At 63.9% G+C, this 21,041-nt stretch carries 20 protein-coding genes; 7 read left to right on the top strand and 13 right to left on the bottom strand.

Annotated elements, in window-relative coordinates; translation table 11 throughout:
* Entirely contained in the window at positions 1-750 is a 750-nt protein-coding gene (locus BMY68_RS01635) for an electron transfer flavoprotein subunit beta/FixA family protein (protein ID WP_007928126.1), read from the bottom strand.
* A gap of 546 nt (positions 751-1,296) precedes the next feature.
* Between BMY68_RS01635 and BMY68_RS01630 the strand changes: the two genes are divergently transcribed.
* Positions 1,297-2,961: an electron transfer flavoprotein-ubiquinone oxidoreductase gene (locus tag BMY68_RS01630; RefSeq protein WP_062823162.1), complete on the top strand. Its 1,665-nt coding sequence runs from the start codon at positions 1,297-1,299 to the stop codon at positions 2,959-2,961.
* 174 nt (positions 2,962-3,135) lie between these two features.
* Here BMY68_RS01630 and BMY68_RS01625 read toward each other — a convergent pair whose 3' ends face one another.
* Positions 3,136-4,026 carry an AraC family transcriptional regulator gene (locus tag BMY68_RS01625; protein WP_009042876.1) on the bottom strand — a complete coding sequence of 297 codons (891 nt, stop codon included), beginning with the start codon at positions 4,024-4,026 and terminating at the stop codon, positions 3,136-3,138.
* Positions 4,027-4,206: 180 nt separating this feature from the next.
* On the opposite strand from BMY68_RS01625, the gene BMY68_RS01620 reads away from it, so the two are divergent.
* On the top strand, positions 4,207-5,259 hold the full coding sequence (locus tag BMY68_RS01620; protein WP_085530247.1) for an NAD(P)-dependent alcohol dehydrogenase: 1,053 nt from the start codon (positions 4,207-4,209) through the stop codon (positions 5,257-5,259).
* Between the two features lie 92 nt (positions 5,260-5,351).
* Here BMY68_RS01620 and BMY68_RS01615 read toward each other — a convergent pair whose 3' ends face one another.
* From BMY68_RS01615 to BMY68_RS01585, 6 genes are all read right to left on the bottom strand, one after another.
* On the bottom strand, positions 5,352-6,149 hold the full coding sequence (locus tag BMY68_RS01615) for an IclR family transcriptional regulator (protein WP_085530246.1): 798 nt from the start codon (positions 6,147-6,149) through the stop codon (positions 5,352-5,354).
* Positions 6,150-6,204: 55 nt separating this feature from the next.
* Complete coding sequence (locus tag BMY68_RS01610; RefSeq protein WP_062823165.1) at positions 6,205-7,515, bottom strand: MFS transporter; 1,311 nt, start codon at positions 7,513-7,515, stop codon at positions 6,205-6,207.
* 133 nt (positions 7,516-7,648) lie between these two features.
* On the bottom strand, positions 7,649-8,797 hold the full coding sequence (gene dgoD / locus BMY68_RS01605; RefSeq protein WP_009042872.1) for a galactonate dehydratase: 1,149 nt from the start codon (positions 8,795-8,797) through the stop codon (positions 7,649-7,651).
* A gap of 47 nt (positions 8,798-8,844) precedes the next feature.
* Complete coding sequence (locus BMY68_RS01600) at positions 8,845-9,465, bottom strand: 2-dehydro-3-deoxy-6-phosphogalactonate aldolase (protein ID WP_085530245.1); 621 nt, start codon at positions 9,463-9,465, stop codon at positions 8,845-8,847.
* Between the two features lie 13 nt (positions 9,466-9,478).
* Positions 9,479-10,477, bottom strand: coding sequence for a 2-dehydro-3-deoxygalactonokinase (locus tag BMY68_RS01595; protein WP_085530244.1), 999 nt, complete (start codon positions 10,475-10,477; stop codon positions 9,479-9,481).
* Between the two features lie 982 nt (positions 10,478-11,459).
* Positions 11,460-11,939, bottom strand: a complete 480-nt coding sequence (locus BMY68_RS01585; RefSeq protein ID WP_009042869.1) for a GNAT family N-acetyltransferase — start codon at positions 11,937-11,939, stop codon at positions 11,460-11,462.
* 263 nt (positions 11,940-12,202) lie between these two features.
* On the opposite strand from BMY68_RS01585, the gene BMY68_RS01580 reads away from it, so the two are divergent.
* The 4 genes from BMY68_RS01580 to BMY68_RS01565 all read left to right on the top strand — a co-directional run bounded on the left by BMY68_RS01580 (position 12,203) and on the right by BMY68_RS01565 (position 14,858).
* Positions 12,203-12,853, top strand: coding sequence for an HD domain-containing protein (locus tag BMY68_RS01580; protein ID WP_085530508.1), 651 nt, complete (start codon positions 12,203-12,205; stop codon positions 12,851-12,853).
* 107 nt (positions 12,854-12,960) lie between these two features.
* On the top strand, positions 12,961-14,175 hold the full coding sequence (locus BMY68_RS01575; protein ID WP_085530243.1) for an MFS transporter: 1,215 nt from the start codon (positions 12,961-12,963) through the stop codon (positions 14,173-14,175).
* 86 nt (positions 14,176-14,261) lie between these two features.
* Positions 14,262-14,570: a hypothetical protein gene (locus BMY68_RS01570; protein WP_009042866.1), complete on the top strand. Its 309-nt coding sequence runs from the start codon at positions 14,262-14,264 to the stop codon at positions 14,568-14,570.
* Between the two features lie 33 nt (positions 14,571-14,603).
* Positions 14,604-14,858 carry a hypothetical protein gene (locus BMY68_RS01565; RefSeq protein ID WP_009042865.1) on the top strand — a complete coding sequence of 85 codons (255 nt, stop codon included), beginning with the start codon at positions 14,604-14,606 and terminating at the stop codon, positions 14,856-14,858.
* Positions 14,859-14,927: 69 nt separating this feature from the next.
* On the opposite strand, the gene BMY68_RS01560 is transcribed toward BMY68_RS01565, so the two are convergent.
* Entirely contained in the window at positions 14,928-15,908 is a 981-nt protein-coding gene (locus BMY68_RS01560) for a DUF3829 domain-containing protein (RefSeq protein ID WP_085530242.1), read from the bottom strand.
* Positions 15,909-16,305: 397 nt separating this feature from the next.
* Between BMY68_RS01560 and BMY68_RS01555 the strand changes: the two genes are divergently transcribed.
* Positions 16,306-16,686, top strand: a complete 381-nt coding sequence (locus BMY68_RS01555; protein ID WP_085530241.1) for a termination factor Rho — start codon at positions 16,306-16,308, stop codon at positions 16,684-16,686.
* 70 nt (positions 16,687-16,756) lie between these two features.
* Here BMY68_RS01555 and BMY68_RS01550 read toward each other — a convergent pair whose 3' ends face one another.
* The 4 genes from BMY68_RS01550 to BMY68_RS01535 all read right to left on the bottom strand — a co-directional run bounded on the left by BMY68_RS01550 (position 16,757) and on the right by BMY68_RS01535 (position 21,012).
* A complete protein-coding gene (locus BMY68_RS01550) occupies positions 16,757-17,689 on the bottom strand; it encodes a PfkB family carbohydrate kinase (RefSeq protein WP_085530240.1) in 933 nt (310 codons plus the stop codon).
* On the bottom strand, positions 17,682-19,148 hold the full coding sequence (locus BMY68_RS01545) for a purine-cytosine permease family protein (RefSeq protein ID WP_085530239.1): 1,467 nt from the start codon (positions 19,146-19,148) through the stop codon (positions 17,682-17,684). The genes BMY68_RS01550 and BMY68_RS01545 overlap by 8 nt, the downstream gene beginning before the upstream one ends.
* Before the next feature lie 155 nt (positions 19,149-19,303).
* A complete protein-coding gene (locus tag BMY68_RS01540; RefSeq protein ID WP_062823173.1) occupies positions 19,304-20,302 on the bottom strand; it encodes an ADP-ribosylglycohydrolase family protein in 999 nt (332 codons plus the stop codon).
* Complete coding sequence (locus BMY68_RS01535) at positions 20,299-21,012, bottom strand: GntR family transcriptional regulator (RefSeq protein WP_009042859.1); 714 nt, start codon at positions 21,010-21,012, stop codon at positions 20,299-20,301. The genes BMY68_RS01540 and BMY68_RS01535 overlap by 4 nt, the downstream gene beginning before the upstream one ends.
* Between the last annotated feature and the right edge of the window lie 29 nt (positions 21,013-21,041).

Genomic DNA, 21,041 nt, shown 5'->3' with positions numbered 1-21,041 from the left:
TCAGATTACCTTCGCTTCGTTTTTCAGTTTCTCGACCAGTTCAGCGACCGACTTGACCTTGATACCCGCGCTGCGTGCAGCCGGCGCTTCGACTTTCAGGGTCTTGTTGGTAGAGGCGGTGGAAACGCCCAAAGCATCAGGAGTCAGCACTTCAAGCGGCTTCTTCTTGGCTTTCATGATGTTTGGCAGAGACGCGTAGCGCGGCTCGTTCAAACGCAGGTCGGTGGTGACGATCGCGGGCAGGTTCAGCGAAACGGTTTGCAGGCCGCCGTCGATTTCACGGGTCACGGCAACCTTGTCGCCCGACACTTCGACCTTGGAGGCGAAGGTGCCTTGAGCGTAGCCGCTCAGGGCTGCCAGCATCTGGCCGGTCTGGTTGTTGTCGCTGTCGATGGCTTGCTTGCCAAGGATCACCAGTTGAGGCTGTTCCTTGTCGACCACGGCCTTGAGCAGCTTGGCCACGGCCAGGGAGTTCAGTTCATCAGCGGACTCGACGAGGATGGCACGATCGGCACCCAGCGCCAGGGCGGTACGCAGTTGCTCTTGAGCAGTAGCGGGACCGATGGAGACGACGACGATTTCAGTCGCTACGCCTTTTTCTTTCAGGCGTACGGCTTCTTCCACTGCGATTTCGCAGAAAGGGTTCATCGACATCTTGACGTTGGCGAGGTCGACGCCGGAATTGTCCGCCTTGACGCGAACCTTGACGTTGTAATCGACAACGCGTTTGACAGCTACAAGAACCTTCATGGATTCCTCGTTACTCTCCGGTGAAAAGAAAGTCGCCTAGGCGAACCTGGCGGTTGATGCTCATCGGGCACAAGGGCACCTCTAAAAACGCTGGCATGGACTCTTGCAACAGCAGACAGATGACCTTGCTCACGGGATGATGACCGTTCGTCAGTAGCGACTGGCCGGTCATTCTTTATCGCGGCGTGTAAACTGCGCGTTGCGTCACCTTGTACTGCCTTCGCCCTGTCTTTAGAGGTGCTCTTGAAACCAACAGTCAGCCTACGGCGAGCGCAAAACCGACCGTATCTTGACCGGAACGCCTATTCTGGTCAATACGCCAAAATGGCCAGTCATAAGCCGCGCTTCTTTGATTTACATGGGCTGCAGCAAATTCAAACAAACGTTTGTATTGGACGCTAAGAGTGGTGTAGATATAATGCGCCGCCTAGAGAGAAAGGCGGGTCGTTCATTGTCCCCTCCCCTGTTTGGCGGAGAAAACCATCGATGCGACACCCAACCTCCAATTAGAAAAAAACCGTTGAGCCTTGAGTAGGAGATAGCCTAGTGGAACGCGAATACATGGAATTCGACGTGGTCATCGTCGGTGCCGGCCCCGCTGGCTTGTCCGCCGCCTGCCGACTGAAACAGAAGGCCGCCGAAGCCGGTAAGGAAATCAGCGTCTGCGTGGTCGAGAAAGGCTCCGAAGTCGGTGCTCACATTCTTTCCGGCGCCGTGTTCGAACCGCGCGCCCTGAACGAGCTGTTTCCGGACTGGAAGGAACTCGGCGCCCCGCTGAACACCCCGGTCAAGCGCGATGACATCTATGTCCTGAAAAACGCCGACAGCGCGACCAAAGTTCCCGACTTCTTTGTGCCCAAGACCATGCACAACGAAGGCAACTACATCATCTCCCTGGGCAACCTGTGCCGCTGGCTGGCCCAGCAGGCCGAGAACCTGGGCGTGGAAATCTATCCGGGCTTCGCCGCCCAGGAAGCGCTGTTCGACGAGAACGGCGTGGTCCGCGGGATCATCACCGGCGACCTGGGTGTCGACCGCGAAGGCAATCCGAAGGAAGGCCTGTACACCCCCGGCATGGAACTGCGTGGCAAGTACACCCTGTTCGCCGAAGGCTGCCGTGGCCACATCGGCAAGCAACTGATCAAGCGCTTCAACCTGGACAGCGACGCCGACGCCCAGCACTACGGCATCGGCCTCAAGGAAATCTGGGAAATCGATCCGGCCAAGCATCAGCCAGGCCTGGTGGTCCACACCGCCGGCTGGCCGCTGGACATCATGGGCACCGAGAACACTGGCGGCTCCTTCCTTTATCACCTGGAAAACAACCAGGTGGTGGTCGGCCTGATCGTCGACCTGTCCTACAGCAACACCTACCTGTCGCCGTTCGACGAATTCCAGCGCCTCAAGCATCACCCGGTGCTCAAGCAGTACCTCGAAGGCGGCAAGCGCGTCAGCTACGGCGCGCGCGCCATCTGCAAAGGCGGCCTGAACTCGCTGCCGAAGATGGTGTTCAAGGGCGGCGCGCTGATCGGTTGCGACCTGGGCACCCTGAACTTCGCCAAGATCAAGGGCAGCCACACCGCCATGAAGTCCGGCATGCTCGCCGCTGACGCCGTGGCCGATGCGCTGTTCGCCGGTTCCGAAGGCGCCGACGAGCTGAACACCTATGTAGAAGCGTTCAAGTCCAGCTGGCTGTACGAAGAACTGTTCGCCAGCCGCAACTTCGGCCCGGCGATCCATAAGTACGGCGCCATCGTCGGCGGCGGTTTCAACTGGGTCGACCAGAACCTCTTCGGTGGCAAGCTGCCGTTCACCCTGCACGACACCAAGCCGGACTACGCCTGCCTGAAGCTGGCCGCGGACTGCAAGAAGATCGACTACCCGAAACCGGACGGCAAGCTCAGCTTCGACAAACTCAGTTCGGTGTTCATCTCGGGCACCAACCATGAAGAAGAACAGCCTTGCCACCTGAAGCTGACCGATCCGAGCATCCCGATCGGCAAGAACCTGCCGCTGTACGATGAGCCAGCTCAACGCTACTGCCCGGCCGGGGTGTATGAAGTGATCACCAAGGAAGACGGCGAGAAGCGCTTCCAGATCAACGCCCAGAACTGTGTGCACTGCAAGACCTGCGACATCAAGGACCCTGCGCAGAACATCACCTGGGTCGCGCCGGAAGGCGCGGGCGGTCCGACTTACCCGAACATGTAAGGCGTACGCTTGAAGAAAAAGGCTCCCGAATGGGAGCCTTTTTTATTGCCGGCGCCACTGCCCTGCTTCTGTAGGAGCACAGCTTGCGTGCGATAAGGATTTGGCGATGTATCTGTCAGACCATCTCACCCTTCATCGCGGGCAAGCCTCGCTCCTCCAGACGAGCGCCTCCCATCACGCTGCTCGCTCATCCCCCGGATTGCGCTCGAAGTAGCGCTTGTATTCACGGCTGAACTGCGAGGTGCTCTGGTAGCCCACCCGATGCGCCACCTGGGCCACGCCCAGCCCTTCCCCCAGCAGCAACTGCTGCGCCTTGAGCAAGCGCAGGCGCTTGAGGTACTGCACCGGCGACAGCAGCGTGCTGCGCTTGAAGTGCTCATGAAAGGTCGAGGTGCTCATGTTCGCGCAACGGGCCAGGGTCTCGACGTTCAGCGGCTCGGTATAATGCTCGTGCAAGTGATTCAGCGAGGCCGCCACCCGGGCAAACTGCCCGTGCTGTTCCACCAGCGCGCGCAGTACATCGGCCTGCGGCCCGCGCAAGACGGTGAACATCAATTCGCGCAAGCGCGCCTGGCCCATCACCTTGCACTCCAGAGGATCGTGCAGGCAGCGCAGCAGGCGCTCCACGCAACCGCGCATCGTGTCGTCGAGCACCACCGAGGTCATCGACTCCGGGGTCTGCGCCTGGGCACTGCGCCCCGCGGCAACGCCCATCGCCAGCACCAGCTCGCCCAACAGCGCCCGGTCGATGGCGATGGACACCCCCAGCAATGGCGCATTGGGCATGGCGAAGGTCTCGCACTCGAAGGGCACCGACAGCGCCTGGATCAGGTAATGCCCAGCGCCGTACTCCAGGGTCCGCGGGCCCAGGTACGCCAGCTTGCTGCCCTGGACGATGATCATCAGGCTCGGCTCGTAGATATGCGGGCCGCGGGCCACGTCGCAACTGGCCCGCAACACCTGGACCCCGGGCAGCCCCGTGGGAACGAAACCGTCGCGGGTCGCAAGAGGCTGGATCAGGGACACCAGGGTGGCATTGGCATCGAGATGGCGGGTCAACAACATGGGGAAAACTTCACGGAAAAAGGGATGAAAACATCATCGCAGGTCTGCACGCCAATGCCGCGCGCAAATAGCCGATGGCGGAGGAATAGGCATGACATGCCGAGGAATCGCCATGTTCGCGCCAGGCAGCGGCGCCGAGAATGGCCCGCCTCACCTGTCAGTGCTTTTGCGAGGTTCATCATGTACACAGCCATCGGTTACGCCGCCCAGTCCGCCACCACGCCCCTCGCCCCCATGAGTTTTCAGCGCCGCAGCCCGCGTCCGGATGACGTGGCGATCGAGATTCTCTACTGCGGCGTCTGCCACTCCGATATCCACCAGGCCCGCAATGAATGGGGCATCGCCGTGTACCCGCTGATGCCGGGCCACGAAATCGTCGGCAAGGTCACCGCCGTCGGCGCCCAAGTGACCAGGCACAAGGTGGGCGATCTGGTCGGCGTCGGCTGCATGGTCGACTCCTGCCGGCATTGCGAGGCCTGCGCCGCCAACCTGGAGCAATACTGCCTGGAAGGCCCGACCATGACCTACGCCACTCCGGACCGGGTCGACGGCAGCAACACCATGGGCGGGTACTCCGACAGCATCGTGGTCAGCGAGCACTTTGTCGTGCGCATTCCCGAAAAACTCGACCTGGCCAGCGCCGCGCCGATCCTCTGCGCGGGCATCACCACCTACTCGCCGCTCAAGCATTATGGGGTGAAGGCCGGCGACAAGGTGGGCATTCTCGGCATGGGTGGCCTGGGCCACATGGGCATCAAGTTCGCCAAGGCCCTGGGCGCAGAAGTGACCCTGTTCACCCGTTCGGCGAGCAAGGCCGAGGAAGCCCGTCGCCAGGGCGCCGATCATGTGATCGTCTCCACCGATGCCGAACAGATGAAGGCCGCGGCCGGCCGCTTCGACTTCCTGCTGGACACCATCCCGGTGCAACACGACCTCAACCCCTACCTGGATACCCTGCGTTTTGACGGCGTACACATCCTGGTCGGCCTGATCGAACCGGTGGACCCGCCCGTGCACGCGGCCAAGCTGGTGCTGGGCCGTCGCGTGCTGGCCGGCTCGCTGATCGGCGGCATCGCCGAAACCCAGGAAGTGCTGGATTTCTGCGCCGAGCACAACATCACCTGCGACATCGAAATGCTCGACATCCGCCAGATCAACGAGGCTTACGCGCGGATGATCGCCGGCGATGTGAAATACCGCTTCGTCATCGACATGGCCACCCTCAAGCAATAAACCGCGTTCTGTAGGAGCGAGGCTTGCCCGCGATGGCGATGGACCTGGAAAAATGCCATCGCGGGCAAGCTTCGCGCCTATGGAAACCTGAGTCAGCCGCCGAGTTCGGCGGAGATGCCAGCGGCGGCCTGCTTGATCACCGGGATCAGCTCGGCCATTTTTTCCAGCGGCATGTACGGCACGGTGCTGGCGATGCTGATACCGGCGACGATCTGGCCGCTGGCATCGCGGACCGGCGCCGCCACGCAACGGATCGACGGTTCGTTGTCCTCCAGGTCGAAGGCATACCCCCCCGCCACATAGTCCTGCATGCGCTGCTGGAACTGCTCCCAGGTCGGCTCTTCGTGCTGCGGCCAGAGCGCATTCCTGCCCCCCGCCGGCAGGCTCGCTTCATATAAGCGCTGCCACTCCTGGGGCGGGCTATCGAGCAGCAGCGCCTTGCCGATCCCGGTGCGCGCCAGCGGCATGCGATGGCCGACCCGCGAGCGCATTTCCGGGCCGTTGCGCCCCGGGTTCTTGTGCAGGTACAGCACATCGTCGTCTTCGCGAATCGCCAGGTGAATGGTGTCGCCGGTCAACGCCGACAGCTGGTCGAGAAACGGCCTGGCCAGGGTCACCAACGGCAAGGCCTCGCGGGCCTGGAAACCCAGCTCGATCAGCTTCGGCCCCAACAGGTAGCCGACCTGCGGCATCACCCTCAAATAACGCTCGTCCACCAGGCAACTGGCCAGGCGATGGGTGGTGCTGCGGGTGGTGCCGATCAGCCGGGCGATTTCCTTGAGGTCGCGGGCACCGCTGGCCACGGCCTGCACTACCGCCAGGCCACGGAGCAATGTCTGGGTACCGGTGGGGGCGGCATCCTTGGCGGTCTTTGCTGCGTCGTCCTGCATATCCAGCCTTCCGAGGGTGAGAACGGGCGGCATTATGGTCGCCCGCCCCCCGCCACTACAACTCGATACGCTCGACCTTGCCCACCAGCAGCACGTAGGACAGGGCCCCCGCCAGCGCCAGCACGGCAATGTAGGTAATGGCCGGGGCAAAGGAGTCGCCGCTGGCCAGGAAGCCGATGACGATCGGCGTGGCGATCGCCGACAGGTTGCCGATGAAGTTGAATACCCCGCCGGTCAGCCCCAGCAACCGCGCCGGCGCCAGGGTCGAGACCAGCGACCAGGTGATCGAGGCCAGGCCATTGCCGAAGAACGCCAGGGCCAGGAAGGCGATCACCAGCGGTGTCGACTCGACGAAATTGGCACCGATGATCGAGGTGGAAATCAGCAGCCCGCCAATGATCGGCAGCTTGCGGGCAAAACCCACCGAGGCGCCGCGCCGGATCAGCCAGTCGGAGAAGAACCCGGAACACAGCACGCCGACAAAGGCCGCGAGGAACGGCAGCGACGCCAGCAGGCCGGACTTGATGAAATCCATGCCGCGGTACTTCACCAGGTAAGTGGGGAACCAGGTGAGGAAAAACCACAGGGTCGAATTGAGGCAGAACTGCCCCAGATAAATGCCCCACAGCTTGCGCTTGCTCAGGACAATCCCCAGGTCGGTCCAGCTGAAACGCGCCTTGCTCCTGGCCGTCTCACGCTGGATATCCACCAGGCCGCCACCCTGGCGGATCAGGTCGATTTCCGCCGGGTTGGCGCCCTTGAAATCCCGTGGTTCGCGATACACCGCGTACCAGATCGCCGCCCACAGAATGCCCACCGCACCGGTGACGACAAACACCATGTGCCAGCCAAAGGCATGCTGCAGCCAGGCCAGCACCGGGGTGAGAAAAGCCAGCCCGACAAACTGCCCGGAAGTGTAAAAGCCGATGGCCGTGGCGCGTTCGCGCTCGGGAAACCAGGTGGTCACCACCCGGCTGTTGATCGGATAGGCCGGCGCCTCCAGCGCGCCCACCGCCATGCGCAGGACGAACAGGGCGATGAAGCTGGCGGCAAAGCCGAGCATCACGGTCGCCAGCGACCACAGCAGCAGTGCCGCCGTGTAGAGAATGCGCGGCGGCACCCGGTCCACCAGCCAGCCACCGGGGATCTGCATGGCGGCGTAAGTCCAGCCGAAGGCCGAGAAAATCAGCCCGACGTGGATAGGGTCGATGCCCAGGTCGCGGGTCAAGGCCGGCGCGGCGATCGACAGGTTGCTGCGGTCCAGGTAGTTGATCACCACCGTGATGAACAACAGCACCATGATGAAAAAACGCTTGCGGCTCGGCGCGACCAGCGACGCCTGCCCGATGAAGGTCTGCGGTTGCATGGGAATGCCTCTTCTTATGGTTATTGAGGGCTATGCAGCTATGTACCTGCAGGAACGGGCTTACTCGCGAGCGTCGGTTGCTGCACCGCGCCGGCATCGCGAGCAAGCTCGCTCCTATCAGCGATGAATCAACTCACCATTCGGCGAAGCTGCCGTCGGCGTGGCGCCAGATCGGGTTGCGCCAGCGGTGGCCAATGGCCGCGCGCTCGATGACGTATTCCTCGTTGATCTCGATGCCCAGGCCCGGGCCGTTGGGAATCTTCACCATGCCTTGCTGGTAGTCGAAGACGCGCGGGTCCTTGACGTAATCCAGCAGGTCGTTGCTTTCGTTGTAATGGATGCCCAGGCTCTGCTCCTGGATGAAGGCGTTGTAGCAGGCCGCGTCCAGTTGCAGGCAAGCGGCCAGGGCAATCGGCCCCAGCGGGCAATGCAGGGCCAGGGCCACGTCGTAGGCTTCGGCCATGTTGGCGATCTTGCGGGTTTCGGTGATACCGCCGGCATGGGAAGCGTCCGGCTGGATGATGTCGACGTAACCTTCGCTGAGCACCCGCTTGAAATCCCAGCGCGAGAACAGCCGCTCGCCCAGGGCAATCGGCGTGTTGGTCAGCGGCGCCAGTTCCTTGAGGGCCTCGTAGTTTTCGCTGAGCACCGGCTCTTCGATAAACATCAGTTTGTAGGGATCGAGTTCCTTCATCAGCACCTTGGCCATGGGCTTGTGCACCCGGCCATGGAAGTCGACGCCGATCCCGACGTTGGGGCCGACTGCGTCACGCACCGCGGCGACGTTGGCCAGGGCCAGGTCGACCTTGTCGAAGGTGTCGAGGAACTGCAGCTCCTCGGTGCCGTTCATCTTCACCGCGGTAAAACCACGCGCCACCGCCTCTTTGGCGGCACGCGCGGTGTCGGCCGGACGGTCGCCGCCGATCCACGAATAGACGCGGATCTTGTCCCGCACCTGGCCGCCCAGCAGGTCGCTGACCGACACCCCCAGGGCCTTGCCCTTGATGTCCCACAGCGCCTGGTCGATCCCGGCCAGGGCACTCATGTGGATGGCGCCGCCGCGGTAGAAGCCGCCGCGGTAAAGCACGGTCCAGATGTCCTCGATATTGCGCGGGTCCTTGCCGATCAGGTAATCGGCCAGTTCGTCCACGGCGGCGGCCACCGTGTGCGCCCGACCTTCGACCACGGGCTCGCCCCAGCCGGTGACACCCTCGTCGGTCTCGACCTTGAGAAAGCACCAGCGCGGCGGAACGATAAAGGTGGTCAACTTGGTGATTTTCATCTTCTTGTCTCTCTTGTCGGATGCAGCGCCGAGGGCGCCAAAAAGTCTTAACGCAGCGCATTCCAGGCGGCGACATAGGCCTTGGCGCGGGTCGCCACCTCGGCGGCGCTCATCCCTGGCTTGAACAACCCGGAACCGAGGCCGAAGCCCTTGACCCCGGCGTCGACGAACACCTGCATGTTGTCCGGGGTGATCCCGCCCACCGGCAGCAACACGGTGCCGGCCGGCAATACCGCGAGCCAGGCCTTGACCACCGCCGGGCCCATCTGCTCGGCGGGAAACAGCTTGAGCACGTCGGCGCCTTCGGCCAGCGCGGCAAAGGCCTCGGTCGGCGTGGCCACGCCGGGCGACAGATAGAGGCCGGCGGCCCTGGCCGCGCGCAGCACCTTGGTATCGCTGTGGGGCATGACGATCACCTGGCCGCCCGCGGCCTTGACCTGCTCGACCTGCTCCGGGGTCAGCACCGTACCGGCGCCGATCAGGCAATCGGCGGGCAAGGCGTCGCGCAGGATGCGGATGCTGTCAAAGGGTTGTGGCGAATTGAGCGGCACCTCGATAACCCGAAACCCCGCCTGATACAGCACTTCGCCGATGGCCGCCGCTTCTGGCGGACGCAGCCCCCGGAGAATGGCGATCAGGCCGTTATGTGCCAGTGCTTGCTTGAGCATGTCGGACCTCTTTTCAAGGGTGAACGCAAGGGACGCGCGCCAGCAGCCCGGCCGCTTCGGCCAGGTGCCATAGACCGCGTTCGGTAGCCTGTTCGGCCAGGATTGCCCGGGGAAAACCGCAGGCGGACAAGGCCCGGCTGTAACGGGCGCAAAGCTGGGAATTGCCGATCAGCACGATCGACGGCAATGGGTCGCTGTGACGCCGGCGCCGCTGCACAGAGGCCAATGCGCAAAGTTCGTGGCCGATCAGCAGGCCCGACAGATAGTCCGGTTGGGCGCGACCGCTGAGTTCACCGGTCAACCCCAGGCTGCGGGCGCTGAACAGGGTCGACAGCGGGCCGATTTCGCCCTCGGCGGACAAGGCCACCTGCACGCCGCGGTCGAAGGCCTCGGCGTCGAATGGCGCGCCCCGCTCCTGGGTGCGGCCGAGAATGCTGTGTTGACTGAGCACGGCGAACAGCTCGCCGGTCATGAAGGTGTCGAAATGGACGATGCAGCCATCGGCCACCTGCACCCATTTGGAATGACTGCCGGGCAGGCCGATCAGCACGTCGTTCCCTGCCCCGTCCGGCAGCTGCGGCAGCGCCCCCAGCACCTGGGTTTCTTCGCCCCGCATCACGTTCGGCAAGCGCGAACGCTGGATCACCCCCGGCACGATATGCACGTCCACCCCGCGCCGACTGCGCAAGGTCACCAGGGCCTGCCCGAGCTGGGCGACATCCGCCGGGGTCTCGCAGTAACTGGCCTCGCGCCAGCCCTGGGCGCTGCCGACCATGCCGCAGGCAATCACCGGCAGTCCCGGTTGCGCGTCGAGCCAGTCGCCGCAGGCCTCATCGAAGGCCAGTTCAAAACCGTCGTCGCAGCGCTGGCCGGCAATCATCCGTGCCACCTTCGGCAACTGCATGACCCCCGAGGTCAACGCACGCTGTTCCAGCACCTGGCCGCCTGCTGCGAGTTTGTAAGCACGAAGGGAGGTGGTTCCCCAATCGAGCGCGATCAATTGCGCCTGCATCGCTTCACCTGTGAGTTGTTTTTGGCAGTGAGTGCGTAAGAGCTGATGGCGGCGACTATAAACCCGACCCGAATAAAATCTCAATATATAAATGTCATTCCCATATTATGGGATTTAAATCCCCTGTAGTCGCTGCCGCAGGCTGCGATAGGACCGAAGGTCCTCCAGCGATCTCAAGACCTGGCGTCCGCTGCGTCGGAATGCCGCCCAGGCCGATCGCAGCCTCGCGGGCTCGGCAGCGGCTACAAGATTTAGCGCCGACCGGTAGGTCGCGCATGGCTTTGGCTTTGGCTTTTGATCTTGATCTACCCGCCCCATCGGGAGGCCGAGTGGAGGCGTTCATCAGGGGGATGGCGCGCAGCGCCCCTCGACGCAGTCGAGGACATCGTATGGAGGTCGAAGCGAAGCCGACCGGAGTCGATGCCCCCTGATGGACGCCGGAGCGAGGGAACCTGAGCGCAGCGAAGGCCGTACGCAGGGGCAAGCGTTTTTTGGTTACTTTTTTTGGCGTTTGAAAAAAAGTGACCCGCCGTAAGGGCGGAACCCTAAGCCGCCGTTACCGCAGGAACGGATATGTACTCTGTCCGAAAAAGGCAGCGCCAGAACCGGCGCCATCGCGGGCAAGCCTCGCTCCTACGGCAGTCGATAAAAAGTGAGTCGCCGTAAGGGCGAACCATAAGCCGCCGTGACCGCAGGAATGGATATGTACCCCGTCCAAAAAATGCAGCGCCAGAGCGGGCATCATCGCGGGCAATCGAGCGTCGACCCGCTGCTTCTACAAGCTTTGCAAAGAACCTCGTCCGCTCCAGAGACGCTGCCTTATAGTCCGCGCTCGCCCATATGGCGGGCTGGCGCCTGCAGGCCTGAGCCCTGGTCGAACGACGGCAGCCCTGAGCTCGAGGGCTGCCTTGAGAATGGAGTTGGCTGTCAGGATTGCTAGCGCGAGCGAGCTCGCTCCTGCACGAAAGAAACGCCGGGTAAATCAGCCCTGGGCGAACGCGCGCAGCACATCGCCATCCATGCGGTACCTCACCCACTCTTCCTGGGGCTGGGCGCCCAGGGATTTATAGAACTGGATCGCCGGTTCGTTCCACTCCAGCACGCTCCACTCGAAGCGCCCGCAACCGTTGTCGCAGGCGATCCGCGCCAGGTGCCGCAGCAGCTGTTTGCCAGCGCCGCCGCCGCGTTGTGCGGGGGTGATGTAGAGGTCTTCCAGGTACAGGCAATTGCTGCCCAGCCAAGTGGAATAGCTGAAGAAAAACACCGCGAAACCGATCGGCACGCCGTCGCGCAGGCAGATCAGGCCGTGGGCCGTGGCGCCCTCGCTGAACAGGCTGTGTTCGATGTCGGCGACGCTGGCGATGACCTCATGACGAGCACGTTCGTAATCGGCCAACTCCCTGATGAAGGCAAGGATTTGCGGTGCATCGCTGGGCACGGCTGGACGGATTTCGACGGACATCGGCGGGTCTCGGTTGGAAGGCAGGCGGCCATATTAAATCGACAGGGGAAGGACATGCACGGGTATTTCACAGGGATATGCCTGGAGGTCGTGACGGGTGATTGTCCATGTCGGAATTGCCCGATACCTGTAGCCGCTGCCGCTGGTTGCGATCGGTCGCGAAGCGCACGGCACTTTTATCGACGCCCGAAGGTCCCGCGGGCCTTATCGCAGCCTGCGGCAGCGGCTACAGTGTGCGCCTGTACTTTTACTGCCTGGCTGAAATGACTTCCGACGCTTTTGCTCCCCTGCCCGATCTCGCCAACACCCTGCTGCCCCACGCGCTGGAGCCCGTCGACGACGGCGCCCACGACCTGTCGCACCTGCAGCGGGTGTGGGCCAATGTGCGGCGCATCGCCCGGGGAGACGGCGGCGATCTGCAAGTGCTGCTGGCCGCCACCCTGCTGCACGATTGCGTCGCCGTGGAAAAGAGCTCACCGCTGCGCGCCCAGGCCTCGCGCCTGTCGGCGGAAAAGGCCGCGGCCCTGCTGCACCGACTGGGCTGGCCCGAAGCGACGATCGCCGCGGTGGCCCACGCCATCGAAGCCCACAGTTTTTCCGCCGCCATCGAGGCTCGCACCCTGGAGGCGAAGATCCTGCAGGACGCCGACCGTCTCGACGCCCTGGGCGCTCTCGGCGTGGCCCGCACCTTCTATGTCGGCGGCCGGTTGAACCGAGCCTTCTACGATCCCCACGACCCGCACGCCGAACACCGCGGCTACGACGACCTGAACTTCACCCTCGACCACTTCCACACCAAGCTGCTGCACCTGGCCGAGGGTTTCCAGACCGTGACCGGCGCGCGCCTGGCGCAGGTGCGCCATGCCCGCCTGAAGCGCTTCATGGACGAATTCATCGACGAGATTGGTGGCTGACTTACTCCGCTGCGGGCTAATCCTGAAGCCTGCAAGATCACAACTAACGCGACAGCCGCCCATGGTAGAACGGCGCCTCATGAATCCAACAAGAACGAGGCCTGCGCATGTCCAGCGCTACTCCACCCCCCATGGTTCCAGCCAGGCTGTTCGGGCTGTTCTGCGTCGCCAGCTACCTGCTGTCGCTGTCCTATGGCTCGACCTTCCTGCTCTCGCTGCTGATCGGCTCGCGCGGTGGCAATGAGCACGATGCCGGCAGCGTGATTTCGGTCGCCATGCTCAGCACCTTTTTCGCCGTGATCTTCTCCGGGCACCTGTCGGATCTGCTGGGCGCCGCGCGCTCGATTGCCCTGTTCGGTTGCCTGCTGGTGGTCGCCAGCCTGGGCTTTGCCCTGGCGCCGGGCTTCGGCGATGCCCTGCTGTTTTTCGGCCTGACCCTGGGCCTGGGCTGGGGCGTGTTCTACACCCTGGGGCCGATCATCGTGGCGATGATGGTGGCGCCGGCGCAGCGGGCCAGATTCTTCGCCCTGTTGTCGGGCAGCATGATGAGCGGCATCGGCTCGGGCCCGTTGCTGGGGCGGTTGGCCAATGCCCTGGGCTACCCGTTGAGCATGGCGTTTCTGCTTGCCGCGGCCGCCAGCCTGATCGGCGTGCTGATCTTCTGGCGCCTGGGCGCGCTGCTGAAAAGACACCCCAGCCATCTGGGGAGCGGCGCGGCGAAAATCAGTTGGGCCAGCAGCGCCCGGGTGCTCTCGTCCAAGGCCTTGTTCCCGATCCTCATGGTCGGTCTCGGCGGCTGCGTATTCGGCGGCCTGTCGAGTTTCCAGACCAGCTACGCGGCCTCCCGCTCGCTGGACTATTCGCTGTTCTTTCTCGGCTTCATGGCAGCCGCCATCGGCAGCCGTTTGCTGATCGCCGGCTTCGTGGTCAAGCGCGACGCCTATCGCGCGGCGTGCCTGCTCTCGGGGCTGATGCTGGGGTCGATCCTGATGTTCCAGCTGATGGTCGATGACGCGGTGAGTTATCTGCTGGCCGCCGTGGTGCTGGGGGTCGGCTACGGCCTGACGTACTCGGTGATCAATGGCCTGGCCGCCAACGAAGCACCGCCCGGCGACACCTCGCAAGCCTTGCTGCTGTTCAGCCTGGCCTACTTCATCGGGGTGTTCGGCTTTCCGCTGCTGGCCGGGCGGATCATCGTCGAACAGGGCATGTCGGCGCTGATGCTCACGGTGCTGGGCATCGCCCTGCTGAATTGGCTGATCAGCGTCGGGCGCCTGGTCTGGCGCGGGCTGAAACCCGAAGAGGTCGCGCAGAACGCCTGAACCGTTCGTCGTTCATCAGGCACCAATCAAAATCGCCGGCAGCCCAAGATCAGGTAGCGACTCTAAAAACGAATGGAGGCGACATCATGATCAAATCCAGGCTGACGCTCCTCGCCCTGGCCGGGCTGCTGTCCTCGGCGGCCTTCGCCGGCGCCAGCGGCCCGACCGACCCGGTGGAGCGGCCAAAGTCCCCGGCCACCCAAGGCTCGCCGAACATCAATATCAACCCACCGCAGGTGGACGAAAGCACCCTGCCCCCTGCCACGGGTACCGATCCGCGTATCCAGGGCAACGACACCGGCCGCGCCGGCACCCTGGACACCGACCCGCCGGACAGCAAGCCGAAAACCACCACCGGCGGCACAGGCTCCGAAGGCCACGGCACCGATCAATGAACCAGGCACGCACCTTCCCACACAGAGGTCCGCATGAACGTCGACAAAGAGCTGGAAAAAGAAGTGCTCACCCGCTTGCTGCACGCCCACCCCAACGGCCTGGGCAAGGAGGTGCTGGATAACTATCGCGGCGAAAGAGTCGTGGCCAGTACCCTGGCAATGTTGCAGGAACGCGGCTTGATCAAGGAGGGCCATGTCACCCTCAACCCGGCGGGAGAACATGCCCTGAACCTGCCGATCAAGCTGACCGCTTCCGGAGTGGAAGCGGCCCGCAAGCTGGACGCCTGATCGAAGACCGGGGCGTTCGTTCGCGCCCACCGGCACCCGCGTTACGACGCGGGTGCCGTCAGCGCCGACTCAGCAGGTCGGATGGTTGAAGCGATTGATCATGTTGCCGTAGGTGCGGTTGTAGCGGTTGGCCGAGCGGACGATGCTCGAACTCTGCATGTGTGCCGGCAGGTTCTTCATCGCGCCCTCGGGAGCGCGCTTGTACACCCCGTCCTTGACGTCGCGGACGATCGAACGCGACTGGCCGATGAACTCATTGATTTCCAGCATGCCGCCACCACACGACTTGCCGCTCTGCGCGGCCTGGGCGCTGACCTTGCCATTCCAGCCCGCGGCCGCGTCGGCCACCAGTGCCAGGGACTTCTCGAAGGCCGCCAGGGCCTGCGGATCGTTCGGTTCGGCGAACAGCGTCTCGGCATCGGCGGTGTTGAGTTTGCCGTAGTAGATCAGCCCGGCACGGTAGTAGGCCGCGGTGTCTTTCGGCGCCTCATCGAATGCCTGCTTGGTCAGCGCCAGGTCACGCGCCCCAAGGCCGGCGTAGAAGCCCTGCTCCTTCTCGCTGACTGCGGTCAGGGCGGCCAGGTAGGCCTGGCTCTGGCGACGGGCCAGCTCGCCGTTGTCGCTCAGGTAGCCCTTGGAAGTGGCGTAGTTCTGCAGTTCATGGCTCAAGGGCGAGAGGGTTTTCAGGGCCGCGGAAAAGGCCTGGGCCGCCTGATCCACTTCCGGGATCGGCGTATCGATGGCCAGGGCGCCATCCAGCGCCCGGCTCAGGCGATCGATGAGGATATCGTTGCCAATGCTGAAGGCAGTGATCGGCGCCTTGCCCGCCAGGGCCGGCACCTCGTACTGCTGGTAACGCTGGAGGAAGGTCTGGAAGGATTCGCTGATGCTGTTCGCCGCACCGACGTACTGGTTGTATTTCTCTATTTCCTGTTGCCGGGTATCGACCTGCGCGACGGGCTGGCTGACCTTTTCACTCTTGTCGCCACAACCGGCCAACAGCACGGTGCCGCCCAACAGGGCCGCAGCCAAAAACATCCGGGTATTCATTGGTTCATTCCTTTAAAAACAGGCCACGACCAACCGCACGGCAGCGACAGACCGGTGACGGGGTTGGATGGGCACAACAGGGGATTGACGGCAGGTGTGCCGTGTCGATCGGCCGCCCCTGATCTGGGGCGTAAGAATCATCCATGAGTAACTCGCGAAAAGGCCTGAGAATTCGTCAGACACATCCATTTCCGGGGCAGGCATTGTGCGAGAGTTCCCCCGTCCTGGCAAACCTCGGGCCGCCCTGGCCTGCCCCTCTTGCGCGAAATGCCGCGCTTCTGTGATAGCGATCACACCCTCTGGCAGGGTATCCAGAGCCCCATTCGTCGATTCCCGGGCACTTATCGGCCTTTTCCCCGCCCCAACTTCAGGTACCCATTGCCAAAGGAGAGCCCTCATGCCTCGTGGAAGCAAAGCCAAATACACCGCCGAGCAGAAGCGCAAGGCCGCGCATATCGAAGCCGGCTACGAAGCCAAGGGCGTGCCCAAGGACGAGGCCGAAGCGCGCGCCTGGGCCACGGTGAACAAGCAGTCCGGTGGAGGGGAACGGGCTGGCGGTTCCGGGCAACGCACACCGGCCTCGGAAAAAACCGCCGCGCGCCAGTCCTCGGCCAGGCGCGCCGTCGCCAGCCGTGAAGGACATGCCCGCAACAGCACGGCGTCGCTGAGTACCCAGACGAAGGACAGCCTGCTGAAGGAGGCCCGAACGAAGAACATTCGTGGCCGCTCGACCATGAGCAAGCAGGAACTGATCGAGGCATTGCGCAAGGCGGAATAAACCATGGATCGCGAGCAGGCCTACTCCCGGCGGGAACGAGCTTGCTCGCGATCGTTCAGTCGGCGAACGCCTAGGCGCGGACGCTATCCGCATTGACCAGCGCATCCACCTCCACCGTACCCGGCGCGGTGGCCGGCCCCCAGCGGGTCACCGCCAGGGCCGCCGCGGCGTTGGCCCGGCGCGCCGCCTGCAGCGGCTCCAGCCCCTGCGCCAGCGCTGCGACAAAGACTCCGGCATGGGCATCGCCAGCGCCGTTGCTGTCCACCGCCCGGACCTTGAAGCCCGGCACATGGGCGCCATGGCCATGCTGGCTGACCCAGCAACCCTGCGGCCCGTCCCTGACCACCAGCAACACCTCCTGCGACAGTCCGTCATGCAGGCGTCGCAGGGCTTCGGCGATGGTCGAGGTCCCGGTGAAGCGCAAGGCCTCGACGCTGTTGCTGGTCCAGAGATCGATACGCGGCAGCAGCCGGCGCATGGCCTCGGAGTCCGGCGATTCCACCAGCGGGCCCGGATCGAACACCACCTGGATCCCCTGCGGCAAGGCCAGCAGCCAGTCCAGCAAAGCCTCGGCCTTGCCGACATGCAGCAGGCTGTAGCCGCTGACATAGACAAAGTCATCGGCCTGCACCGCAACACCTTCCAGATCCTCGGCCGACAGCTGGCCTTCCACCCCGATGTAGGAAATGAAGCTGCGTTCGGCCGAGGCTTCGGTCAGCGCCACGCACAGGCCGGTGTCCTCGGTGCGGCTGGCCTCGAGAGCGATCCGGATGCCCTCGGCGCGCATTGCCTCACGAGCCAGATCCCCGAAGCGACCGTTGCCGTGTCGCCCCAGGTACAGCACCGGCAAGCCGTTACGCTGGGCGGCAGCCATCACGTTGAAGCCGCCGCCGGCCTCGAAACTGGCGGATTGCGCCAGCACATCGCCGCCGGAACTCGGCAGGCGCTCCACGGACATCACCAGATCGACCATCACCTGGCCGGTGTGCAGCATTCTAGGCATTGGCATTCTCGACAAAAGCGCCGCGGCGGTCCCTGGCCCCGCCCAGCACCGCATACACACCACCGGCCACCAGGAAGGTGACAATCCAGCCCAGGCCGTTATGACCCAGCCAGGAATCGGCCAGCGGCCCGGCGAACCAGATGTTTTCGGCGGTGGTGCCGATGGTGGTGAAGCTGAAACCCAGCACTATGGCCAGCGCCCAGGCACCGAAGGCCCGCCATTCGACCCCGCCGCGATACCAGTAGGCACTGCTCGGGCTGACGTCCAGCAGGTCCTTGGGGCTGTAGTAGTGCCGGTGGATCAGGTCGACCACGAAGATCCCGACCCAGGCGGTGATGGGTACCGCCAGCAGCGAAATGAAGGTGATGAACGGCCCGTAGAAACTCTCGGCGATCAGCATGAAGTAGATCGAGCCGGCGAAGATCGCCACGATGTCCACCACCACCGCGTACACCCGCTTGACCTTGAGCCCCAGGGTCAGGGTGGTCAGGCCGGCCGAATACACCGACAGGTTGTTCGACAGCAGCAGGCCGCCGAAAGCGGTGATCAGGTACGGCACCGCCATCCAGGTCGGCAGCATGTCGCGAATCGCCACGATCGGGTCGGTGGCCGAGGCCAGGTCATCGTTGCCCACCGACAGCAGGCCGCCCAGGGTAATCAGCAGCACCAGCGGAATGCCGGCACCGAAGGCCGCCGACGCCACCAGGCGCGCGGCCTTGACGCTACGATGCTGATAACGCGACATGTCGGCGCCGGCGTTGGCCCAGCCGATACCGGTGCCCGCAGCCATGGTGCCGACGCCGATGATCATCGCGCTCAACGGCGCCGGGGTGGCGTTGAACACCGCGCTCCAGTCGATGGTGGCGCAGAGGAAGCCGCCCACCAGCAGGTTCAGCGCGCCGAATACATAGGTGGCCCACTTCTGGATCACCAAGAGGGTCGCGTGGCCGAGGCCGGAGACGGCCAGGGTCAGCAGCACGAAAATGCCGATGAACAGCAGGGTCAGCAGCGGCGCGCTTTTGGCTGCCACCGGCGAACCGAACAGAATCGAACACAGCGACAGCAGGACGAAAGCGGCGGTGGTGGTATTGACGGTTTCCCAGCCCAGGCGCGACATCAGCGACACCAGGGTCGGGCCGATATTGCCGCGCACGCCGAAGATCGCCCGCGACAGCGTCAGGCTCGGCGCCCGCCCGCGACGGCCGGCGATGGAGATGATCCCCACCACCGCGAACGAACCGGCGGCGCCGAGGATGGCGACGATGATCGCCTGCCAGATCGACAGGCCACGAAAGGCCACCAGGGTCGCCCCCAGCGGCAAGCCGAGGATGCTGATATTGGCGGCGAACCAGACCCAGAACAATTGCAGCGGATGGCCGTTGCACTCGCCTTCCGGCACCGGCTCGATGCCGCGGGTTTCCAATTGCCCGGCGCTTTGCCCGGGGTTCGATGCACTCATGAAAAAGCTCCTGTTGCCCTTGTTGTGATTGTCGGCAATTTCGGAAGTCGATCAGACATCCCGGCACTCCTCGCCGTTTCCTGCTATCCATGGCAAAAATGCTTCAGCGACGGCTCGCGCACAGGTGGTGGGAGCCTTGGCCAGGCAGCCAGTCTTTAACGCAGGGCCAGCAACCCCTGCACCAGAGGTTCGAGATCCAGGTCGTTGACCTGCTTGATCTGCTCGATCAAGGCGGCCGGCCAGCACTCCATCCCCTGGCAGGCACCGAGCATCGCGCCGAGGATGGCGGCAATGGTATCGGTGTCGCCCCCAAGGCTCGCGGCCATGCACAGCGCCTCGAACGCCTGCAGTTCACCGATGGCCACCTGGTGCGCCAGGGCAAAGGACACCACCACCGACTCCTGGGACGCGACGGAGGTGCCGATCACGTCGTACAACAGATCGGCCAGCAGCGCCTTGTCGCTTTCGACGCTGAGGGTGCGCGCCCAACTGATGCGCGTGGCAATACGCCCGCCAGCCACCCAGTGGCCATGCCGCTCTGCTTCCTGGGCGATCTGCACGCCGATCTGCAAGGCGTCGCCCAGCGGCACGCCGTTGATCCCGGCGGACACCACCGCCGCCACCGCCGCCGCGCTGGAGATACCCAGCGTAGTGTTATGGGTGACCTGGCAAGCTTCCACCACCGCGCGGATGAAGCCCTGGACATCGTCGACATTCGCCGCGATGCCCACCGGGGTGATGCGCATCGCCGCGCCGTTGGTGGTGCCGTAGCGCCCGGCCTCTTCCGCGGTATGGCCGGCAAGGATCATCTCGATGGCGCGCTTGGTCGAGGGGCCCAAAAGGTCCTGGGAGCCCTTGGCCTGCATCGCCGCTTCCCACTCGATCAGGCTGTGGGCCAGCGCCGCCGGTTCGATCCGCCCCTTGCCCGCGACCAGCAGGTCGCCGACCAGGATCGCCTGCTCGGTGTCGTCGGTGATCGAGCCCTTGGGCATGTTGGCGGCAATCGGTTGATCGGGGCCGGCGTCTTCCAGGCGATGGATGGCGCCGAAACGCTGCTTGATCTGCTGCCGGCTGAGGGATTGAGTCGGCATGCCCAGGGCATCGCCCAAGGCCAGCCCGTAAAAGGCGCCCAGAGCGCGATCCAGCGGGATCATTTCTGCGCCCCGAATTGCAGGTGCAGGCGAAAGTGCACCGGGTCGAGGAAACTTTCTACCTGCTCCATGAAGCGTCCGCGACGGTCATAGGTGGTCCGCAGGGCCTTGAGGAAGACGCTGCCGACCGGACGCCCCAGCAGGTGCGCCTGTTCTTCGTTCAGGGGCTCGGCGCCGATCCATTGATCGCCGCGCTCGCCGATATAGCCGTAGGCGGCCAGGGTAATGGTCAGGGAATCATCGATCAGCCCTACCCGCGGCAGGCTTTCCAGGCCTCCGGTGGCAGGCATCAGGGAACGTTCAAGGGAAACCACGGTGCCGTCGGTAGAGCGCCGGCGCCGGTCCAGAGCGATGAACTGGTCAGTGCCGAAGCGGCTGAGCAGGTCGGGACGCTGCACCGCTTCCAGGCGCAGCAGCTCGGTGTTGATCAGCGCACCGGTGTCCGCCAGGGCCTGGGCCCAGCCGCTCTGCTGGTCCAGCACCACACCGTCATAGGTGACGATGGAGCCGACCCCGCTCTGGGTGGCGATGTAGTTGCGGCGTTTGAGTTCGGCCAGGGCCTCGCGCAAGGTGCCACGACTCACCGAGAACTCCTGGGCCAACTGATGCTCGCCCGGCAGCAGGAAACCGTCCTCCATGAGGCCGCTTTCGATGCGTCGGATCAGCTCATCGACCACGCGTTTTTTCTTGTCAAATCGAACATGTTTAATCATGTACAAATTGATACCCGAAACGCGATCTT

Origin of the sequence: Pseudomonas sp. NFACC41-3, from assembly GCF_900109505.1 — a bacterium.
Classification (GTDB): domain Bacteria; phylum Pseudomonadota; class Gammaproteobacteria; order Pseudomonadales; family Pseudomonadaceae; genus Aquipseudomonas; species Aquipseudomonas chlororaphis.
This window is presented reverse-complemented; position numbering and strand designations above follow the sequence as displayed.